Source organism: Azospira restricta, assembly GCF_016858125.1.
In the GTDB taxonomy this organism is placed as follows: Bacteria; Pseudomonadota; Gammaproteobacteria; order Burkholderiales; family Rhodocyclaceae; genus Proximibacter; species Proximibacter restrictus.
Genome location: NZ_CP064781.1, coordinates 2,708,014 through 2,727,070, shown reverse-complemented (window position 1 = coordinate 2,727,070; position 19,057 = coordinate 2,708,014). Strand labels below are relative to the sequence as shown.

Here is a 19,057-nt window from a genome sequence, read left to right as displayed (position 1 = left end):
TCAGGAAACGAAGAGCCAGAGCAGCGCGACGAACGGCAGGGTCGAGGTCTGACTGTCGATGCGGTCGAGAATTCCCCCGTGCCCGGGCAGCAGGTTGCTGCTGTCCTTGATCCCGGCCTGGCGCTTGAGCAGCGATTCGAACAGGTCGCCGACGATCGACAGCGCAGTCAGCGCGACGAGGATCAGCGCAAAGCCGGCCGCGCCGCGCTGCAGCGCCTGCGGCAGCAGGCCCGCCGCGGCGAAGCCGTAGACCAGCACGCCGGCGACCGCGCCCCAGGCGCCGGCCCAGGTCTTGCCGGGGCTGATGTTCGGCGCCAGCTTGCGCTTGCCGAAGGCGCGGCCGGCGAAATAGGCGGCGACGTCGGCAGCCCAGACGATGGCCATCACCGCCAGCAGCGCGAGCGGGCCGAGCTGGCGCAGCTGCACCAGCGCCAGGCAGGTCGGCAGCAGGACGACGGCGCCGACGGCCAGGCCGCCGGCAACGCCGGGCAGCGGCCAGCGCCGGCGCAGCCAGAACGGCAGCACGAGCAACCAGAACAGCGCCGACGGGACGTACAGCCAGCGACCGAGCGCCCAGCCGACCGCCGGCGACCAGCCGTCGCCGCCGAGCGCTGACGGAAAGCTCAGGATCGCGCCGCCGCAGACGGCGAAGAAGGCGGCACCCAGGGCGACGCGGGCCGGCGGCCCGAGGCGCATGAAGCCGCCCCACTCCCAGCCGGCGAGCGCCGCCAGCACGGCGATCAGCCAGGCCCAGGCCAGCGGCGGCAGCAGGAAGAGCGCCGGCAGCAGCCCGGCAAGCAGGGCGAGCGCGGTAATGACCCGCGTTCTAAGCATCGAGGCGGGAGCTCGCGGGGTCGGCAGCCGTCGCCGCCGGATGCGGGTCGGCCCGCAGCTGTTCGCTGGTGCGGCCGAAGCGACGTTCGCGGCGGCGGAACGAGGCGATCGCCAGGTCGAGCGCGGCCTCGTTGAACTCGGGCCAGAGGGTCTCGGTGAAATGGAACTCGGTGTAGGCGAGCTGCCAGAGCAGGAAGTTGCTGATGCGTTCCTCGCCGCCGGTGCGGATGAACAGGTCGGGCTCCGGCGCGTAGTGCATCGAGAGGTACGGCGCGAGGTCGCTCTCCTGCCAGCGGCCGGCCTTTTCCGGCTCGGCCAGCGCGAGGCGGTTGGCCGCCTGCAGGATGTCCCAGCGGCCGCCGTAGTTGGCGGCGATGGTCAGCGTCAGCTTGTCGTTGCCGGCGGTTTTTTCCTCGGCGACGCGGATCATCTGCTGCAGCTTGTCGTCGAAGCGCGTGAGGTCGCCGATGACGCGCAGGCGCACGCCGTTGCGGTGCAGCTTGACCACCTCGTGCTGCAGCGCGCGCACGAACAGCTGCATCAGCAGCGTCACCTCCTCTTCCGGGCGGCGCCAGTTCTCGGAGCTGAAGGCGAACAGCGTCAGGTAGCCGATGCCGCGCTCGAGGCAGGCGCGAACCATCTCGCGCACCGTCTCGACGCCGCGCGTATGGCCGGCGACGCGCGGCATGAAGCGCTTCTTGGCCCAGCGGCCGTTGCCGTCCATGATGATGGCGACGTGGCGGGGCACGTCGCCGCTGGCGGGGATGTCCTGCGTCGAACTGGAGAAGCGGCTCATTGCCGGGTCCTTGCGTCCGCGACCCGTCAGACGGCCATCAGCTCGCTCTCCTTCTGGGCGAGCATCTTGTCGATTTCGGCGACGTACTTGTCGGTGAGCTTCTGGATCTCGTCCTGGGCGCGGCGCTCGTCGTCCTCGGAGATGGTCTTCGCCTTGACGGCATCCTTGAGCGAATTGTTCGCGTCGCGGCGCAGGTTGCGCACGGCGACCTTGGCGTTCTCGCCCTCGTGCTTGACGACCTTGGTCAGTTCGCGGCGGCGCTCCTCGGTCAGCGCCGGCATCGGCACGCGGATCAGCTCGCCCTGCGTCGCCGGATTGAGGCCGAGGTCCGATTCGCGGATGGCCTTCTCGACCTTGGCCACCATCGGCTTCTCCCACGGCTGCACGCCGATCGTCCGGGCGTCGATCAGGGTCACGTTGGCGACCTGGGCGAGCGGCACCGGCGAACCGTAGTACTCGACCTGGATGTGGTCGAGGAGGCCGGTATGGGCACGGCCGGTGCGCACCTTGGCGAGGTCGTTCTTCAGCGCCTCGAGCGACTTCTGCATCTTGGATTCGGTGTTCTTCTTGATGTCGGCGATCATTGGGGGCTCTCCTTCAGCAATAGACCAGCGTGCCTTCGTTCTCGCCCATCACCACGCGCTGCAGCGCGCCGGCCTTGAAGATCGAGAAGACGTTGATCGGCAGTTTCTGGTCGCGGCACAGCGCGAAGGCCGTGGCGTCCATGACGCCGAGGCCGCGCGAGATGGCTTCGTCGAAGCTGATACGGTCGAAACGGGTCGCGCCGGCGTCCTTCTTCGGGTCGGCGGTGTAGATGCCGTCGACCTTGGTCGCCTTGAGCACGATCTCGGCACCGATCTCGGCGCCGCGCAGCGCGGCGGCGGTATCGGTGGTGAAAAACGGGTTGCCGGTGCCGGCGGCGAAGATGACGATCCGCCCCTGCTCGAGGTAGCGGATGGCCTTGCCGCGGATGTATGGCTCGACCACCTGCTCGATCGACAGCGCCGACTGGACGCGGCAATTGATGCCGGCGACGCGCATCGCGTCCTGCATCGCCAGGCTGTTCATGACCGTCGCCAGCATGCCCATGTAGTCGGCCTGGGCGCGATCCATGCCGGTGGCGGCCGGGGCAACACCGCGGAAGATGTTGCCGCCGCCGATGACCACGCCGATCTGCACGCCCAGGTCGGCCACCGCCTTGATCTCCTGCACGATCTCGCCGATCGTCTGGCGATTGATGCCGTAGGCGTCGCCACCCATCAGGGCTTCGCCGGAGAGCTTGAGGAGGATGCGCTTGTACTTGGGCGTGCGGTCGGTCATGGTCTCGTGTTTACCTCTCTGGCGTTACTTCTGGGCGGCAGCGGCAGCCTGGGCGGCCACTTCGGCGGCGAAGTCGGACACTTTCTTCTCGATGCCCTCGCCGACGATGTACAGCGTGAAGCCGGCGATCGACGCGCCCTTCGCCTTCAGCAGCTGCTCGATCGTCTGCTTGCCGTCCTCGGCCTTGACGAAGACCTGGGCGAGCAGCGTGACTTCCTTCAGGAACTTCTGCACGGTGCCGTCGGCGATCTTTTCCAGCATCGCTTCCGGCTTGTTGTCGGCGCGCGCCTTCTCGATGGCGACGCGGCGCTCGGTGTCGATCAGCTCCTGCGACACGCCCGAGGCGTCCAGCGCCTTCGGCTTCGACGCGGCGATGTGCATCGCGATGTCCTTGCCCAGCTGCTCGTCGCCGCCGACCAGGTCCAGCAGCACGCCGATCTTGGCGCCGCCATGGATGTAGGAAACCAGCTTGCCCTTGGCTTCGACGCGGACGAAGCGGCGGATCGACATGTTCTCGCCGATCTTGCCGACCAGCGCGGTGCGGGTCGACTCGACCGTGCCCTCGCCCATCGGCAGCGCCGACAGCGCGGCGACGTCGGCCGGGTTCTTGCCAGACACCAGCTGGGCGCAGCCCTTGACCAGCGCCAGGAAGTCGTCGTTCTTGGCGACGAAGTCGGTCTCGCAGTTCACTTCGATGATCGAGCCGAGCTTGCCGTCGGCCGAGATGTCGACGCCGACGATGCCTTCGGCGGCGATACGGGTCGCGGCCTTGGTCGCCTTGTTGCCCAGCTTGACGCGCAGAACCTCTTCCGCCTTGGCCATGTCGCCGTCGGCTTCGGTCAGCGCCTTCTTGCATTCCATCATCGGCGCGTCGGTCTTCGCGCGCAGTTCTGCCACCATGCTTGCGGTAATTGCCGCCATTTTCTTCTCCAGCTTACGGATACGGCCGCTCGGGGTGCCCCGTCGCGGCCGTATCGGGTTCAAACGAAAACGAAATTACTCAGCCGATTCTTCGACGTAGTCGTCGCCGGTGCCGGCGGCCACGATCTCCTGAACCACCTGGCTACGGCCTTCGAGGATGGCGTCGGCGACGCCGCGGGCGTACAGGCGGATGGCGCGCGACGAGTCGTCGTTACCCGGGATGACGTAGTCGACGCCTTCCGGGGAGTGGTTGGTATCGACCACGGCGATCACCGGGATGCCCAGCTTGTTGGCTTCGGTGATGGCGATCTTGTGGTAGCCGACGTCGATCACGAACAGCGCGTCCGGCAGGCCGCCCATGTCCTTGATGCCGCCGATCGCCTTCTGCAGCTTCTCGTGCTCGCGCTTGAGCATCAGGGCTTCCTTCTTGCCCAGCTTCTCGACCGAGCCGTCCTCGATCATCGCTTCCATGTCCTTCAGGCGCTTGATCGAACCCTTGACCGTCTTGAAGTTGGTCAGCATGCCGCCCAGCCAGCGCTGGTCGACGCACGGGGCGCCGGCGCGCGCCGCTTCCTCGGCGACGATCTCGCGGGCCTGGCGCTTGGTGCCGACGAAGAGGATGGTGCCGCGGTTGGACGCCAGCTTCTTCACGAAGGCCATCGCCTCGTTGTACTTGGCGAGCGTCTTCTCGAGGTTGACGATGTGGATCTTGTTGCGGTGGCCGAAGATGTACGGGGCCATCTTCGGGTTCCAGAAACGGGTCTGGTGGCCGAAATGAACGCCGGCCTCCAGCATCTGACGCATGGTCGTAGACATTGCTGACTCCTTAAGGGTTGAACCGCCACCTGCCGCAACTGCCGCCCCTCGCGCGAGGAGCACCCTTAACACGGCGGGTGTGTGGATTGGACGCGACCACCGTGGCCGCGCCTCGTTTTTTGCCGCCGGGCCGATCCCGGGGCGAAAAAACTTTCGAATTGTAGCATTCAATCCATGCCGCATTCAAATCCGCCTGACTTTCCCGCCGTGGCGAACCTTCCCGGGGCGAAATTGCCCAACGCCGGACCTTCCCTGTATCCTTCGACCTTTCCTGGCGCAACGCCCCTCCCCGACATGAGCATCAGCATCAAAACCCCCGAAGAAATCGAAAAAATGCGCATCGCCGGCCGCCTGGCCTCCGAAGTGCTCGACTACGTCGCCCCCTTCGTCAAGGCCGGCGTCACCACCGGCGAACTCGACAAGCTCTGCCACGACTACATGGTGAACGTGCAGGGCTGCGTCCCGGCGCCGCTGAACTACGCCCCGGCCGGCTACCAGCCCTACCCGAAGTCGATCTGCGCCTCGGTGAATCACCAGGTCTGCCACGGCGTTCCCGGCGACAAGGCACTGAAGAACGGCGACATCGTCAACCTCGACATCACCGTGATCAAGGACGGCTTCCACGGCGACACCAGCCGCATGTTCCAGGTCGGCGAGGCGTCGATCCAGGCCCGGCGGCTGTGCGAGATCACTTTCGAATGCATGTGGATCGGCATCAAGCAGGTCCGCCCCGGCGGCCACCTCGGCGACATCGGCGCCGCCATCCAGAAATACGCCGAGGGCAACGGCTACTCGGTGGTGCGCGAGTTCTGCGGCCACGGCATCGGCCGCAAGTTCCACGAGGATCCGCAGGTGCTGCACTACGGGCGTGCCGGCACCGGCCCGCGGCTGGAGCCGGGGATGATCTTCACCATCGAACCGATGATCAACGCCGGCAAGGCGGCGATCCGCGAACTGCCGGACGGCTGGACGATCGTCACCAAGGACCGCAGCCTGTCCGCGCAGTGGGAACACACGGTGCTGGTCACCGACGCCGGCTTCGAGGTGCTGACCGTCTCGGCCGGCTGCCGCGCGCAGCCCGCCGCGCTCGCCGCCTGACCGTCGCGCACCGCGCATGAAGCCCCTGCCCCCCCGGGCCGCCCTGCTCGGCCGCTTCCGCGGCCGGCTCCAGGAAGGCCAGAAGGCCCTGCGCGAACGCTACCTGGCCGACGGCGACGCGGTCGCGATGCTCGCCGGGCGCAGCGCGCTGATCGACGACGTCCTCGCCGGACTGTGGCGGGAACAGAGGTTCCCGGCGGATCTCGCCCTGGTCGCGGTCGGCGGTTACGGCCGCGGCGAGCTGTACCCGGCCTCCGACATCGACCTGCTGATCCTGCTGCCCGGCGAGCCGGATGCGGCGCTGAAGGCGCAGCTGGAGGAAATGGTCGGCCTGTTCTGGGACATCGGCCTCGAGATCGGCCACAGCGTGCGCACGCCGGACGAATGCCTGGCCGAGGCCGCCGGCGACATCACGATCCAGACCGCGCTGATCGAGGCCCGCCTGCTCACCGGCAACGGGGCGCTGTTCGACGGCTTCTTCCGCCGCCTGCGGGCGGCGCTGGACCCGCAGGCCTTCTTCAAGGCCAAGCGGATCGAGCAGGACGAGCGCTACCTGCGCTTCCAGGACACGCCGTTCAGCCTCGAGCCGAACATCAAGGAAAGCCCCGGCGGCCTGCGCGACCTGCAGGTGATCCTGTGGATCACGCAGGCCACCGGGCTGGGCCGCAGCTGGCGCGACCTCGAGGACGGCGGCTTCGTCACCGCCGAGGAGCGCGAGCATCTGGAGCGCTGCGAGGCCAGCCTGCAGCGCCTGCGCATCCGCCTGCACTACCACCTCAACCGGCGCGAGGACCGCCTGCTCTTCGACTACCAGACGGCGCTCGCCGAGCAGCTCGGCTTCCGCCCGACGGCGACCCGCCGCGCCAGCGAAATGCTGATGCAGGACTATTACCGCAACGCCAAGTCGGTGACGCAGTTGAACGTGATCCTGCTGCAGAACCTCGGGGCGGCGATCTTCCCGCCGCCCGACCAGGCGCCGCGGATCATCAACGAGCGCTTCCAGGCGGCGCACGAAATGCTCGACGTACGCGACGAGCAGGTCTTCGAGCGGCACCCGCCGGCGATCCTCGAAAGCTTCCTGCTGCTCGAACAGGATGCGACGCTGAAGGGCATGACCGCGCGCACGCTGCGCGCGCTGTTCCGCGCGCGCAAGCTGATCGACGACCGCTTCCGCGCCGACCCGGCCAACCGGGCGCTGTTCCTGCAGATCTTCCAGCAGCCGCGCGGCCTCGTGCACGAACTGCGGCGGATGAACCAGTACGGCATCCTCGGCCGCTACCTGCCGAACTTCGGCGCCATCGTCGGCCAGATGCAGCACGACCTGTTCCACGTCTATACCGTGGACCAGCACATCCTGATGGTCGTGCGCAACCTGCGCCGGTTCACGATGGAGGAATTCGCGCACGAATATCCGTTCTGCACGCGGCTGATCAGCGAGTTCGACCGCCACTGGCTGCTCTACGTCGCCGCCCTCTTCCACGACATCGCCAAGGGGCGTGGCGGCGACCATTCCGAACAAGGCACCGCCGACGCGCAGGCCTTCTGCGACAGCCACGGCATCGCCGGCGAGGACGCCGAGCTGGTCGTCTGGCTGGTCCGCCGCCACCTGACGATGTCGCAGGTGGCGCAGAAGCAGGACGTCTCCGACCCCGAGGTGGTGGCCGCCTTCGCCGCCATCGTCGGCGACGAGCGACACCTGACCGCGCTCTACCTGCTCACCGTCGCCGACATCCGCGGCACCAGCCCGAAGGTCTGGAACAGCTGGAAGGGGCAGCTGCTGCAGGACCTCTACAGCGCGACCCGGCGCCAGCTGCGCGATGGCGGCGCGGCGCCGGCGCCGCACGGCGTGATCCAGGAGCGGCAGGACGAGGCGATGCGCCTCTTGCGCTACTTCGCGCTGTCCGCCACCGTGCACGAGCGCCTGTGGAAACAGCTCGACACCGTCTATTTCCTGCGCCATTCGGCCGAGGAGATCGCCTGGCACACGCGCTGCCTGCACTACCGGCCGAACGACGAGAAGCCGGTGGTCAAGGCCCGCCTCAACCCGGCCAGCGAAGGCCTGCAGGTGATGGTCTACACCCGCGACCAGCGCGACCTCTTCGCCCGGCTGGTCGGCTTCTTCGCGCGTGCCGGCTACAACATCGTCGACGCCAAGATCCACACCACCCAGCACGGCTACGCGCTGGACAGCTTCGTGCTGCTCGACACCAGCGGCCGCGACAACGACCGCGAGATGCTGAGCTACATCGAGCACGAGTTGATCGAGCGGCTGACGCTGCAGACGGCGCCGGAGGCGCCGCTCGCCGCCCGCCTGTCGCGCCGGCTGAAGCACTTCCCGATCGCGCCGTCGGTAGCGATCGAGGCCGACGAGAAGGGCGCCAACTACGTGCTGTCGCTGGTCGCCGCCGACCGTCCCGGCCTGCTCTACGCGGTCGCGACGACACTGGCGAAGCATGGCGCCAGCCTGCACACGGCAAAGATCGCCACCCTCGGCGAGCGCGCCGAGGACACCTTCCTGATCAGCGGCGGCGACCTCGGCCAGAGCGCCGGCCGCATCCGCCTGGAAAGCGAACTCCTCGAACAGCTGAAGATCTAGCCCCGGCGCGTGCCGCGATGCGCCGGAGCGAAATCTTTCTTGACTTTCCAATTGGACAGTCTAAATATACAGTAAAGACAACAACACGGACTGTCCAAGGCGATGCTGTCGAGCAAGGAACTCATTGAAAAGACAGGGATCTCGCGGGCGACGCTGAACAACTACATCGCCCTCGGCCTGCTCGCCAAGCCGCTCGTCGTGAACCCGGGCAGCGGCGGCAGCGGGCCGCGCCAGCTCGGTTTCTTCCCCGACGACGCCGCCGAACGGATCGACCGGATCAGGCAACTCAAGCAGGAGGGACTGAGCATGGGAGAGATCGCCGCCCGCCTCGGCGTGACGACGCCGGCGCCGCCCGCCACCGCCGCGATGACGGCGCCCGCCGCGGTTTCACGCAACGGGCCGCTGCGGGTGACGATCGAGGACCTCCCCTACCCGGCCTACATGGTGAACCACAAGTTCGAGCTGGTCTGGGTCAATGACAGCGCCCGCCACGAGCTGCTGGCCGGCATCGACAGCCTGCCGCCGACCGAGGAGGAGCGCAGCCTGTTCCGGCTGCTCGCCGGCGGCGGCCTCGGCGCCGGCCTCGGCGAACTGTTGCGCTTCCAGGTCGGGCTGGCGAAGAGCCGGATCAGCCCGGGCAATTTCGCCGCACTGTGCGAAGGCCTGTCGCCGGAGAGCTTCGCCCGCCTGCAGCAGATCTACGCCGAGACCTCGGCCGAGCCGCCACATCCGATCGTCGACGCGCCGATCGGCCTGCCGGCGCCCGACGGCACGATCTCGCGGCGGCGGGCCTACGCCTCGTTTTTCCGCGAGGGCATATTCGTCGTGCTGGTACCGGACGGCACGCCGCCGGACGCGATGCTCGACCTGCTCTGCCGCCGCGACGAGGTGGTGCGCAGCCTGCTGCGCCGCCGGCTGCCGGTGCTGACCCACCTGGCGGTGCTGGTCGCCGACCTGCAGAGCTCGGTCAAGATCTGCTCGGAGCTGCCGCCGGACGAGTATTTCCAGCTGATCAACGAGATCTGGGCGGCAATGGGGCCGATCTTCCGCAAGTACCACGGCACCTACGGCAAGCACGTCGGCGACGGCATGGTCTATTACTTCTTCCCGCAGCCGGACAGCGACTACCTGCACAACGCGCTCTGCTGCGCACACGAGATCCGCCGGGAGATGAGCCGCATCAGCAAGGCCTGGCAGTTGTCGAAGAACTGGCTGAACGAGCTGTACCTGAACACCGGCATCACCGAAGGGCAGGAATGGCTGGGTACCTTCCAGTCCTCGACCAGCGTCGAGTTCGTCGTCCTCGGCGACACCATCAACCAGGCCGCGCGCATTTCCGACTTCGCCCGCTACGGCGCGATCTGGGCGACCAAGAGCCTGGTCTCCAAGCTGCCGCACGAGCTGCGCGAACGGGTGCGCTACGGCGTCCGCCGGCGCAGCGGCGACGGGCGCGAAGTGTTCGTGCCGTCCAGCTATGCGCTGGTGTCGTCGCTGATCGGGCCGGGCGACGAGCGGGTGCCGAAGCTGCACGAGATCGACACGCTGCCGATCACCGAAATCGTCGAAATCACGCCGGCGGCCGGCTGACTCCCGGCCCCGCCGCTAGTCGGACTGGCCGCAGACCTCGGCGTGGCAGCCGGCGAGGCGCTCGATGACGACGCGCACGCGCTGCATCGACTCCTGCAGTACCGACTCGATCGCCTCGAAGCTGATCCCTTCCTTGCTGTCGCCGCGACCGGCGGCGTAGTTGGCGATGACGTTGATCGCCGCGTAGGGAACGCCCAGCTCGCGCGCCAGCACCGCCTCCGGCATGCCGGTCATGCCGACCACGTCGGCACCTTCGCGCTCGAGGCGGTTGATCTCCGCCGCCGTCTCCAGCCGTGGCCCCTGCGTCGCGGCATAGACCGCACCGGTATGGATCGGGATGCCGACGTCGGACGCGGCAAGCAGGATCGCCTGGCGCAGCGCCTTGTCGTAGGGCTCGGTGAAGTCCACGTGGGTGACCGTGCAGCCCTGCCCTTCGTGATAGGTCGACTTGCGACCCCAGGTGTAGTCGATGATCTGGTGCGGGATGACGATGTCGCCCGGGCGCAGGTCGACACGGATGCCGCCGACCGAGGCCACCGAAATGATGCCGGTGACGCCGCGGTTCCACAGCGCCCAGATGTTGGCGCGGTAGTTCACCTCGTGCGGCGGAATGGTATGGCCGTAGCCGTGCCGTGCCAGGAACATCGCCGGCCGGCCGCTGACCTGGCCGAAGGTGATCGCGCCGGACGGCTCGCCGTACGGGGTGCGCACCACCTCGCGGTGCGACACGTCGAGGTTGGCCAGTTGCGTCAGGCCGCTGCCGCCGATTATGCCGAGCATTGCGGTTCCTCCTTCATCGCGTAGATCGCCGGCAGGTTGCGCCAGGCGCCGCAGGCGTCCATGCCGAAGCCGAAGACGAAGCGGTCAGGCACCTTCAGCGCGACGAAGTCGGCGGCGATCGGCTTCTGCTTGCCGTTCTCCTTGTCGGCGACCACCGCCATCAGCACGCGCGCGGCGCCCTGTTGCAGCAGGCGGTCGCGCACCGCGGCCAGCGTCACGCCCTCGTCGAGGATGTCGTCGACGACCAGTACCGTCCGCCCTTTGACCGGGATCCACGGCGCCGCGCGCCACGACAGCGCGCCGCCGGCGGTGTCCTGGCCGTAGCGGGTGACGTGCAGGTAGTCGAAGTCGAGCGGGAACTGCAGCATCGTCATCAGGTGGCCGGCGAACGGTACGCCGCCGCTCATCACGCAGAGCAGGACCGGGTTGGCCTCGCACAACTGCTCGCTGATCTCGCCGGCGACGCGCCTGACGGCGTCGAGCACGGTGTCGGCGGAGTGGATCAGGTCGGCCGAAGCCAGGAATTCCTTCGCTTGCTGCACATTGCTCATCGTTCAGAGCCCTTTCAGGTAGTCGGTAAAGGCCGCGCCGACCTCGGGATGGCGCTGGCCGAAGACGACGGTGGCCTGCAGGTAGCCGAGCTTCGACCCGCAGTCGTAGCGTACGCCATCGTAGCGGTAGGCGAGAACCTGTTCCTCGGCAAGCAGCGAGGCGATGCCGTCGGTCAGTTGGATCTCGCCGCCGGCCCCCGGCCGGATCGTTTCGAGGTGATGGAAGATGCGCGGCGTCAGGATGTAGCGGCCGACCACGGCCAGCGTCGACGGCGCCTCCTCGGGCTTCGGCTTCTCGACGATGGCGGCGATCCGCTCCAGGCGGTCGGCGACCGGCTTCGCGTCGACGATGCCGTAGCTCCGGGTGTCGGCGCGCGGAACGTCCTGCACGCCGAGCACCGAGCAGCGGTAGGTGTCGTAGGTGTCGGTCATCTGCTTCAGCACCGCCGGCTTGCCGTCGAGCAGGTCGTCGGCGAGCAGCACGGCGAACGGCTCGTCGCCGACCACCGGCTTCGCGCACAGCACCGCGTGGCCGAGGCCGAGCGCCTCCGGCTGGCGGAGGTAGATGCAGTTGATGTTCTTCGGCAGCAGGTTGCGCACGAAGTCGAGCATCTCGGTCTTGTTCTTGCGCTCGAGTTCGTTCTCCAACTCGTAGGCCTTGTCGAAGTGGTCCTCGATCGCCCGCTTCGAGCGGCCGGTGACGAAGATCATGTCGGTGACGCCGGCCTCGACCGCCTCCTCGACCGCGTACTGGATCAGCGGCTTGTCGACGATCGGCAGCATCTCCTTCGGACTGGCCTTGGTCGCCGGCAGGAAGCGGGTGCCCAGACCCGCCACCGGAAAGACCGCCTTTCTCACTTTTTTCATGCAGCAGCTCCCTTGTTCAGCATCTCGCGTAATTGTGCCTCGTCCAGCACCGGCACGCCCAGCGCCTGTGCCTTCTCCAGCTTGGAGCCGGCCTCCGCGCCGGCGACGATGTAGTCGGTCTTCTTCGACACCGAGCCGCTGACCTTGCCGCCCTCGGCCTCGATCAGCGCCTTCGCCTCCTCGCGCGCCAGCGTCGGCAGCGTGCCGGTGAGCACGAAGATCTTCCCGGCCAGCGCGCCAGCGACGGTCGCCTGCGGCTCGCCCTCTTCCCAGCTCACGCCGGCGGCGCGCAGCTCGTCGATCACCTGCCGGTTGTGCGCCTCGGCGAAGAAATCGACGATGCAGCGCGCGACCGTCGGGCCGACGTCCGGCACCTGCGTCAGCGCCGCCTCGTCGGCGGCGAGCAGGCGGTCGAGGCTGCCGAAGTGGCGCGCCAGATCCTTGGCGGTGGCCTCGCCGACGTTGCGGATGCCGAGCGCGTAGACGAAGCGCGCGAGCGTCGTCCGCCGGCTCCGCTCGACCGCTTCGAGCAGGTTCTGCGCCGACTTATCGCCCATCCGCTCAAGTTCGGCGAGCGCCGTGAAGCCGAGCTTGTAGAGGTCGGCCGGAGTACGCACGAGGTGCGCGTCGACCAACTGGTCGACCAGCTTGTCGCCCAGTCCCTCGATGTCCATCGCCCGCCGCGACGCGAAGTGCAGCAGCGCCTGCTTGCGCTGCGCCGGACAGAACAGGCCGCCGCTGCAGCGCGCCACCGCCTCGTCCTCGCCGCGCACGACGTGCGAGCCGCACACCGGGCAGGTCGGAAAGCGCGCCAGCAGGTCGAAGCGCGGCGGCTCGCCCGAGCGGCGGTCGAGCACCGGGCCGACCACCTCCGGAATGACGTCGCCGGCGCGGCGGACGATCACCATATCGCCGATGCGCACGTCCTTGCGGTCGATCTCGTCCTGGTTGTGCAGCGTCGCGTTGGTCACCGTGACGCCGCCGACGAACACCGGCGCCAGCCGCGCCACCGGCGTGATGGCGCCGGTGCGACCGACCTGCACCTCGATGTCGAGCAGCGTCGTCAGCGCCTCCTCGGCCGGGTACTTGTGCGCCACCGCCCAGCGCGGCTCGCGCGTGACGAAGCCGAGCCGCTCCTGCAGCGCCAGCGAATTGACCTTGTAGACGACGCCGTCGATGTCGAACGGCAGCTGCCGCCGCCTGGCCGCGACCGCCGCGTGGAAGTCGGCCAGCGCCTGCGGCCCGGCAAGCACGGCGCGCTCGGCGCAGACCGGCAGCCCGAAGGCGGCGAGCGCGTCGAGCACGGCAGCATGCGTTTCCGGCAGCCGCCAGCCGCGCACCTCGCCCAGCCCGTAGGCGAAGAAGGACAGCGGCCGGCCGGCGGCGACCTTTGGGTCGAGCTGGCGGATGCTGCCGGCGGCGCTGTTGCGCGGATTGACCAGCGTCTTCTCGCCGGCGGCCGCCGCACGTTCGTTGAAGCGTTCGAAATCGGCGCGCCTGATGTAGATCTCGCCACGCACTTCGAGCACCGGCGGCAATGCCGACGCTGCGCCGAAGAGGCGCAGCGGCACCTGGCCAACGGTGCGCACGTTGGCGGTGACGTCCTCGCCGGTTTCGCCGTCGCCGCGCGTCGCCGCCTGCACCAGCACGCCGGCCTCGTAGCGCAGGCTGATCGCCAGCCCGTCGAATTTCAGCTCGGCGGCGTATTCGACCGGCGGGTCCGACTCCGCGAGCTTCAACTGGTTGCGCACGCGCGTGTCGAAGGCGAAAGCGCCACTGGCTTCGGTGTCGGTCTCGGTGCGGATAGACAGCATCGGCACCGCATGCCGCACCGGCGCGAAGGCGGCGAGCGGCTGGCCACCGACGCGCTGCGTCGGCGAATCCGGCGTCAGCAGTTCGGGATGGGCCGCCTCCAGCGCCTGCAGCTCGCGGAACAGGCGGTCGTATTCAGCGTCCGGCACTAGCGGCGCATCGAGCACGTAGTAGTGGTAGTCGAGCTTCTCCAGTTCGGCGCGCAGTTCGGCGGCGCGCGCGAAGTCCTCGGGCGACGCGAACAGCATCAGGCGAACAGGCGCAGCGCCAACGGGCCGCCGGCCGGCAGGCCCTTGGCCGCGAGTTGCGACTGGTACTGGCCGATCTGGCGGCGGAAGGGATCGAGCATGCTCTCGGTCAGCGGCCGCCGGTTGTCGTCGACGAGGACGCCGTTCAGCGTGTCGGCCATGCGCCGGGCAAGGTCGAGCATCTGCGCGAAAACGCGGTCGCCGTGGCTGACGCAGGGAACGTCGAGGATGAAGACCAGGCCGTGCGTGCTCATCGTCTTCATCGCCTCGGCGGCGAAGCCGGCAGCCTCGAGGTTGGCCAGCGTGTACAGCACGTGCCCGTCGTCGTCGCAGCGCACGAAGCGCCCGGACGAATCGAGCACCATGCCCGCCGCCTCGGCCAGCGCGCGGATCTTGGTGCCCGGGAAGGCCTGGCTCTTGCTGACGACGTTGATGCCGATCTGGATATCGACGTTGGCGCAGAAGTGGTCGAGGGCGACCGCGGCGTCGAGCGCCGGCTCGCGCGGCGGCATGTCGGCGACCGCCAGCAGCTCGTCGGCGAGGTTCAGCATCGCGCCGTGGAAGGTCAGCAGGTCGGCCTCGCCGAGCGGACCGCGGCGGTCGGCGAGCAACAGCCCGATGCGCAGGCGGCGGTAGGCGCCGTCGGCTGCGACGCGCTCCCACAGCCCGCTGCGGTCGTTGTAGCCGGCCCAGCCGATCGGCTTGGCGAGGCGCGACAGCAGCTCGCGCTGCGAGTCGAGGATCTGGCCGCCGGACACCGGCTCGACCAGCTCGAAAGCGGCAACGTAGTCGATCGCCGGCGAAACGATGCCGTCCGGCGTGCCGTCGCCGACGGGAAGCGGGATCCGCGGCGGTTCGGGCACCGCCGCCGGCGCCATCGCCGCAGCCGGAATCGCCACCGGCACCGCGTCGGCCGGCATTGCCACGGCCTCCTCGGCGACAGTCTCGAGCAGCACCGGCTCGTCGCCGCCGCAGTCGTCGTCGGCCGTGCTCAGCACCGGTTCGATCCGCTCGCCGTGCCGCGTGCGCAACGGCGGCACGGCGGCGATTTCCGGCTCCGCAGGCGCCGTCGGCGCGTCGTCGACCGCGGCGGCAGGGGGCGGCGCCGGCAGGTCGTCCTCGTCGCCGAGCAGGATGTCGGCGTGCGCACGCGGCAGCGCCTGTTCGACCAGCTGGCGGTGGCGGCGCTCCTGCCACTTGTTGTAGGCGAAGACGCCGACCACCGCGCAGGCACCGAGCCCGAGCAGCCCCAGTTGCAGTTCGTTCATGCCGCCACCTGTTCGCGCATGCGCAGCGCCTCTTCGATATCCACCTCGACGATGCGCGAGACGCCCGATTCCTGCATGGTCACGCCGACCAGCTGCTCGGCCATCTCCATCGCGATCTTGTTGTGGCTGATGAAAAGGAACTGCGTGTTGGTGGACATGCGCCGCACCATGTTGGCGAAGCGCTCGGTGTTGGTGTCGTCGAGCGGCGCGTCGACCTCGTCGAGCAGGCAGAACGGCGCCGGGTTCAGCTGGAACATCGAGAACACCAGCGCAATCGCGGTCAGCGCCTTCTCGCCGCCGGAGAGCAGGTGGATCGTCGAGTTCTTCTTGCCCGGCGGCTGCGCCATCACCTGCACGCCGGAATCGAGGATCTCGTCGCCGGTCATGATCAGCTTCGCCTCGCCGCCGCCGAACAGCGTCGGGAACAGTTCGCCGAAGTGGCGGTTCACCGTGTCGTAGGTGGTCTGCAGCAATTCGCGCGTCTCGCGGTCGATGCGGCGGATCGCGTTCTCCAGCGTCTCCAGCGCCTCGCCGAGGTCGGCCGCCTGCGCATCGAGATAGCCCTTGCGCTCCTTCGCCGATTCGAGCTCCTCCAGCGCCGCGAGGTTGACCGCGCCGAGCGCCTCGATCTGCCGCTGCAGCGAGGTGATCTGCCCCTGCAGCGGGCCCGGCCTGGCGCCCGGCAGGTCGGCGGCGAGCGCCGCCTCGTCGGCCTCGGCCTCGACCAGCAGCAGCGCCAGCTGCTCGACGTTCAGGGCTGCCGCCTGTTCCTTCAGGCGCAGCTCGCCGATGCGGTCGCGCAGCGGGTTCAGGCCCTGCTCGATCTTCAGCCGCTCCTCCTCCAACCCGCGCAGGCCAGCAGTGGCCGCCTCCAGCGCATCGCGCATGCCGGCCAGCGCCTGCTCGCGGAGCACGCGCTGCTCGAGCGCTTCCTGCAGCTTCGGCACGATCTCTTCCGGGTCGAGGTTGCCGGAACTCTCCGCGCAGCGCGCCAGATCCTCGGCGACGCGCGCGAGCTGGCGCTTCGCCAGTTCGCGGCCGCCGGCGATCTCTTCGAGCTTGCTCGCGCACTCGCGCTGCGAGAACTGCGCCTCGCGCAGCTCGCGCTCGGCCACGGCGACCTGCTCGCGCTCGTCGCGCAGCGTGCGTTCGGCGGCTTCCAGCCGGCCCTTGGCCTCGTTCAGGGCCAGCTGCCGCTCGGCGACTGTCTCGCGCTGGACGACGATCGCCTCCTCGGCGACCAGCATGCGCTCGCGCTCGGCCTCCTCCTCGCCCTGGAACTCGCGCAGCGCCTCGTTGATCTGCGCCATCCGGTCCTGGTAGCGCTCCATGATCTGGGTCAGCTTCAACACTTCCAGCTGCACCGCATGCGCGCGCTCCTGCCGCGCCTCGAGCTGCCGCCGCGCTGCCTCGACCTCGCCGCGGGCCGCTTCCAGCCGCTCGTCGACCTCGGCGATGCGCGCCTCCTGCGCCTCGACCGCCTGCTGCCGCTCGTCGATCAGCGACTGCAGCGACTCGATCTCGCGCTGCCGCTCGAGGAAGCCGTGCTCGGCGGCGTCCGCCGCGAACAGCGTCACGCTGTGGCGGCCAACGAGGTCGCCGCCCGGGGTCACCCACACCTCGCCGGCGGCCAGTTCGCCGCGCCGTGCCAGCGCCGCCGGCAGGTCGGCGATGCTGCGCACGCCGCGCAGCCAGTCGGCGAGCGGGCCGGCGATCGCCGGGTCGTCGCAGCGGACGCGCGCGAGCAGGTTGTCGCCGTTGCTCGCCGCGCCGTCGCCGCCGCCCGGCAGCAGCACGGTGACCTTGGCGCCGGGGCGGTCCTTGGCCCAGGCGGCGAGGTCGGCGTCGCCGGCGTCGACCGCCGACAGGCGCTCGCGCAGCACCGCTTCCAGCGCATCCTCCCAGCCGGCCTCGACATGCAGCCGCTTCCACAGCGGCGTGCGGCTGGAAAGACCATGCCGCTGCAGCCATTCGCCGATCTTCGAGCCGCTCTGCATGCGCTTCTGCAGCTGCTCCAGCGCGTTCCGCCGCGCCTCGGCCTCGCCCTTCGCCTGCTGCGCGCGCTGCAGGTCCTGCTGCACCTCGCGTCGGCGCGCGTCGAGCTCGGGCAGCGCCTGCTGCGCCGCCATCACTCGCTCCTGCGCCGCCGCGACGTCTTCCTGCAGGGATTCGTGCTCGGCTTCCTTCAGTTCGATCTCGGCCTCATCCGGTTTCACCAGCGCGGCCGCTTCCTGCTCCAGGCGCTCGCGGCGGCCACCGAGGTTGAACAGCGTGCGCTCGGCGTTGGCGCGATGCGCCTCCTCGACGCGCAACTTCTGCTCGGCTTCCGCCACCGCCGCGCGCTGCGCGTTGAGCGCCTCCTGCGCGGCCGCCTGCGCCTCTTCGACCAGCGGCAACCGTTCCTGCTGCGCCTCCAGCCGCATCGCCGCTTCCTCGCAGCGCTCGTCGGCGAGTTCGCCGAGTTCGCGCCAGCGGCGCTCGTCGCCGTCGGCCTTCTCCGCCTGTGCCTGCCACTGCTGCCGCTCGGCATTCAGTTGCGCGACGCGTTGCTCGAGGTCCTGCTGCGCCTCGCGGCGATGGCGCAGCTCGGTTTCCAGCCGGGCGACCTCGGCGTTCGCCGCGAACAGTTCGCTCTGCGCGTTGTGCACGCCGTCCGACGAGCCGAAGTGCTGCTCGCGAGCCGCCTCCAGCCGCGCCTCGACCTCGCGCAGGCCGGCCGTCTGCCCTTCCAGGTCGTTGCTCGCGCGCTCGACGTCGCGCGCCGCGCGCTCGCGCTCGGCCTGCGCCTCGTTGCGCTTCAAGAGCCACAGCAGCTGCTGCTTCTTCGTCAGCTCGTTGTTGTACTCGTGGTAACGGCGGGCGACCGCCGCCTGCGCTTCCAGCCGCTCCATCTGCGCGGAGAGCTCGACGCGGATGTCCTCGATGCGGGTCAGGTTGTCGCGCGTGTCGGCGATGCGGTTCTCGGTTTCCTTGCGCCGTTCCTTGTAGCGGGTAACGCCGGCGGCTTCTTCCAGAAAGACGCGCAGCTCGTCCGGCTTGGCCTCGATGATGCGCGAGATCATGCCCTGGCCGATGATCGCGTAGGCGCGCGGGCCGAGGCCGGTGCCGAGGAACAGGTCGGTGATGTCCTTCCTGCGCACCTGCAGGTTGTTGATGTAGTACTCGGACTGGCCGGTGCGCGTCAGCAGGCGCTTCACCGACAGCTCGGCGTACTGCGACCACTGGCCGGCGGCGCGGCCGAGCGAGTTGTCGAAGACCAGCTCGACCGCGGCGCGGGCGACCGGCTTGCGGTTCGACGAGCCGTTGAAGATCACGTCCTGCATCGATTCGCCGCGCAGCTCGGAGGCCTTCGACTCGCCGAGCACCCAGCGCACGGCGTCCATCACGTTCGACTTGCCGCAGCCGTTGGGGCCGACGACGCCGACCAGCTGCCCGGGCAAGGCGATGGTGGTGGGGTCGACGAAGGATTTGAAACCGGCGAGCTTGAGTTTGGTCAGGCGCATGGGCGGGGCGTGTTCTCGTGCAGGGCGGGAAGGGCTCGATCTGCTTGTTTTGTCTGGCGG

General features: G+C 69.0%; 15 protein-coding genes. 3 read left to right on the top strand and 12 right to left on the bottom strand.

Annotated elements, in window-relative coordinates; translation table 11 throughout:
• The 6 genes from IWH25_RS13145 to rpsB form a co-directional block, all read right to left on the bottom strand.
• Window positions 1-834 carry a phosphatidate cytidylyltransferase gene (locus IWH25_RS13145; protein ID WP_203386240.1) on the bottom strand — a complete coding sequence of 278 codons (834 nt, stop codon included), beginning with the start codon at window positions 832-834 and terminating at the stop codon, window positions 1-3.
• Complete coding sequence (uppS, locus tag IWH25_RS13140; RefSeq protein ID WP_203386239.1) at window positions 827-1,630, bottom strand: polyprenyl diphosphate synthase; 804 nt, start codon at window positions 1,628-1,630, stop codon at window positions 827-829. Before uppS ends, IWH25_RS13145 begins: the two co-directional genes overlap by 8 nt.
• A 26-nt stretch (window positions 1,631-1,656) precedes the next feature.
• The gene (frr, locus tag IWH25_RS13135) at window positions 1,657-2,214 is read right to left on the bottom strand and encodes a ribosome recycling factor (protein WP_203386238.1); all 558 of its coding nucleotides are present in this window, start codon (window positions 2,212-2,214) and stop codon (window positions 1,657-1,659) included.
• 13 nt (window positions 2,215-2,227) lie between these two features.
• Complete coding sequence (gene pyrH, locus IWH25_RS13130) at window positions 2,228-2,950, bottom strand: UMP kinase (protein ID WP_203386237.1); 723 nt, start codon at window positions 2,948-2,950, stop codon at window positions 2,228-2,230.
• 24 nt (window positions 2,951-2,974) lie between these two features.
• On the bottom strand, window positions 2,975-3,871 hold the full coding sequence (gene tsf, locus IWH25_RS13125) for a translation elongation factor Ts (RefSeq protein ID WP_203386236.1): 897 nt from the start codon (window positions 3,869-3,871) through the stop codon (window positions 2,975-2,977).
• Between the two features lie 75 nt (window positions 3,872-3,946).
• A complete protein-coding gene (rpsB, locus tag IWH25_RS13120) occupies window positions 3,947-4,687 on the bottom strand; it encodes a 30S ribosomal protein S2 (RefSeq protein WP_203386235.1) in 741 nt (246 codons plus the stop codon).
• 294 nt (window positions 4,688-4,981) lie between these two features.
• Between rpsB and map the strand changes: the two genes are divergently transcribed.
• From map to IWH25_RS13105, 3 genes are all read left to right on the top strand, one after another.
• Window positions 4,982-5,785 carry a type I methionyl aminopeptidase gene (gene map, locus IWH25_RS13115; RefSeq protein WP_203386234.1) on the top strand — a complete coding sequence of 268 codons (804 nt, stop codon included), beginning with the start codon at window positions 4,982-4,984 and terminating at the stop codon, window positions 5,783-5,785.
• 16 nt (window positions 5,786-5,801) lie between these two features.
• Complete coding sequence (locus IWH25_RS13110) at window positions 5,802-8,381, top strand: [protein-PII] uridylyltransferase (RefSeq protein WP_203386233.1); 2,580 nt, start codon at window positions 5,802-5,804, stop codon at window positions 8,379-8,381.
• Between the two features lie 102 nt (window positions 8,382-8,483).
• Window positions 8,484-9,968, top strand: a complete 1,485-nt coding sequence (locus tag IWH25_RS13105) for an adenylate/guanylate cyclase domain-containing protein (RefSeq protein ID WP_203386232.1) — start codon at window positions 8,484-8,486, stop codon at window positions 9,966-9,968.
• Between the two features lie 15 nt (window positions 9,969-9,983).
• Here IWH25_RS13105 and IWH25_RS13100 read toward each other — a convergent pair whose 3' ends face one another.
• Genes IWH25_RS13100 through smc form a run of 6 tightly spaced genes read right to left on the bottom strand, consistent with a single transcriptional unit; the run spans window position 9,984 to window position 18,997 of the window.
• A complete protein-coding gene (locus IWH25_RS13100; protein ID WP_203386231.1) occupies window positions 9,984-10,748 on the bottom strand; it encodes an S-methyl-5'-thioinosine phosphorylase in 765 nt (254 codons plus the stop codon).
• Entirely contained in the window at window positions 10,736-11,299 is a 564-nt protein-coding gene (locus IWH25_RS13095) for a hypoxanthine-guanine phosphoribosyltransferase (protein ID WP_203386230.1), read from the bottom strand. The genes IWH25_RS13100 and IWH25_RS13095 overlap by 13 nt, the downstream gene beginning before the upstream one ends.
• A 3-nt stretch (window positions 11,300-11,302) precedes the next feature.
• A complete protein-coding gene (gene galU / locus IWH25_RS13090; RefSeq protein WP_203386229.1) occupies window positions 11,303-12,166 on the bottom strand; it encodes a UTP--glucose-1-phosphate uridylyltransferase GalU in 864 nt (287 codons plus the stop codon).
• Window positions 12,163-14,226, bottom strand: a complete 2,064-nt coding sequence (gene ligA / locus IWH25_RS13085; protein ID WP_203386228.1) for an NAD-dependent DNA ligase LigA — start codon at window positions 14,224-14,226, stop codon at window positions 12,163-12,165. The genes galU and ligA overlap by 4 nt, the downstream gene beginning before the upstream one ends.
• Window positions 14,226-15,494, bottom strand: a complete 1,269-nt coding sequence (locus tag IWH25_RS13080) for a cell division protein ZipA C-terminal FtsZ-binding domain-containing protein (RefSeq protein WP_203386227.1) — start codon at window positions 15,492-15,494, stop codon at window positions 14,226-14,228. Before IWH25_RS13080 ends, ligA begins: the two co-directional genes overlap by 1 nt.
• Window positions 15,491-18,997 (bottom strand): chromosome segregation protein SMC, encoded by a 3,507-nt coding sequence (smc, locus tag IWH25_RS13075; RefSeq protein WP_203386226.1) that lies wholly within the window; start codon window positions 18,995-18,997, stop codon window positions 15,491-15,493. The genes IWH25_RS13080 and smc overlap by 4 nt, the downstream gene beginning before the upstream one ends.
• Window positions 18,998-19,057 lie beyond the last annotated feature (60 nt).

Bases quoted from the DNA above. Each gene is read 5' to 3' on its own strand.
- IWH25_RS13080 (WP_203386227.1), bottom strand. From the start codon at position 15,494: ATGAACGAACTGCAACTGGGGCTGCTCGGGCTCGGTGCCTGCGCGGTG.
- tsf (WP_203386236.1), bottom strand. From the start codon at position 3,871: ATGGCGGCAATTACCGCAAGCATGGTGGCAGAACTGCGCGCGAAGACC.
- rpsB (WP_203386235.1), bottom strand. From the start codon at position 4,687: ATGTCTACGACCATGCGTCAGATGCTGGAGGCCGGCGTTCATTTCGGC.
- IWH25_RS13100 (WP_203386231.1), bottom strand. From the start codon at position 10,748: ATGCTCGGCATAATCGGCGGCAGCGGCCTGACGCAACTGGCCAACCTC.
- uppS (WP_203386239.1), bottom strand. From the start codon at position 1,630: ATGAGCCGCTTCTCCAGTTCGACGCAGGACATCCCCGCCAGCGGCGAC.
- IWH25_RS13145 (WP_203386240.1), bottom strand. From the start codon at position 834: ATGCTTAGAACGCGGGTCATTACCGCGCTCGCCCTGCTTGCCGGGCTG.
- frr (WP_203386238.1), bottom strand. From the start codon at position 2,214: ATGATCGCCGACATCAAGAAGAACACCGAATCCAAGATGCAGAAGTCG.
- map (WP_203386234.1), top strand. From the start codon at position 4,982: ATGAGCATCAGCATCAAAACCCCCGAAGAAATCGAAAAAATGCGCATC.
- pyrH (WP_203386237.1), bottom strand. From the start codon at position 2,950: ATGACCGACCGCACGCCCAAGTACAAGCGCATCCTCCTCAAGCTCTCC.
- IWH25_RS13095 (WP_203386230.1), bottom strand. From the start codon at position 11,299: ATGAGCAATGTGCAGCAAGCGAAGGAATTCCTGGCTTCGGCCGACCTG.
- IWH25_RS13110 (WP_203386233.1), top strand. From the start codon at position 5,802: ATGAAGCCCCTGCCCCCCCGGGCCGCCCTGCTCGGCCGCTTCCGCGGC.
- ligA (WP_203386228.1), bottom strand. From the start codon at position 14,226: ATGCTGTTCGCGTCGCCCGAGGACTTCGCGCGCGCCGCCGAACTGCGC.
- smc (WP_203386226.1), bottom strand. From the start codon at position 18,997: ATGCGCCTGACCAAACTCAAGCTCGCCGGTTTCAAATCCTTCGTCGAC.
- IWH25_RS13105 (WP_203386232.1), top strand. From the start codon at position 8,484: ATGCTGTCGAGCAAGGAACTCATTGAAAAGACAGGGATCTCGCGGGCG.
- galU (WP_203386229.1), bottom strand. From the start codon at position 12,166: ATGAAAAAAGTGAGAAAGGCGGTCTTTCCGGTGGCGGGTCTGGGCACC.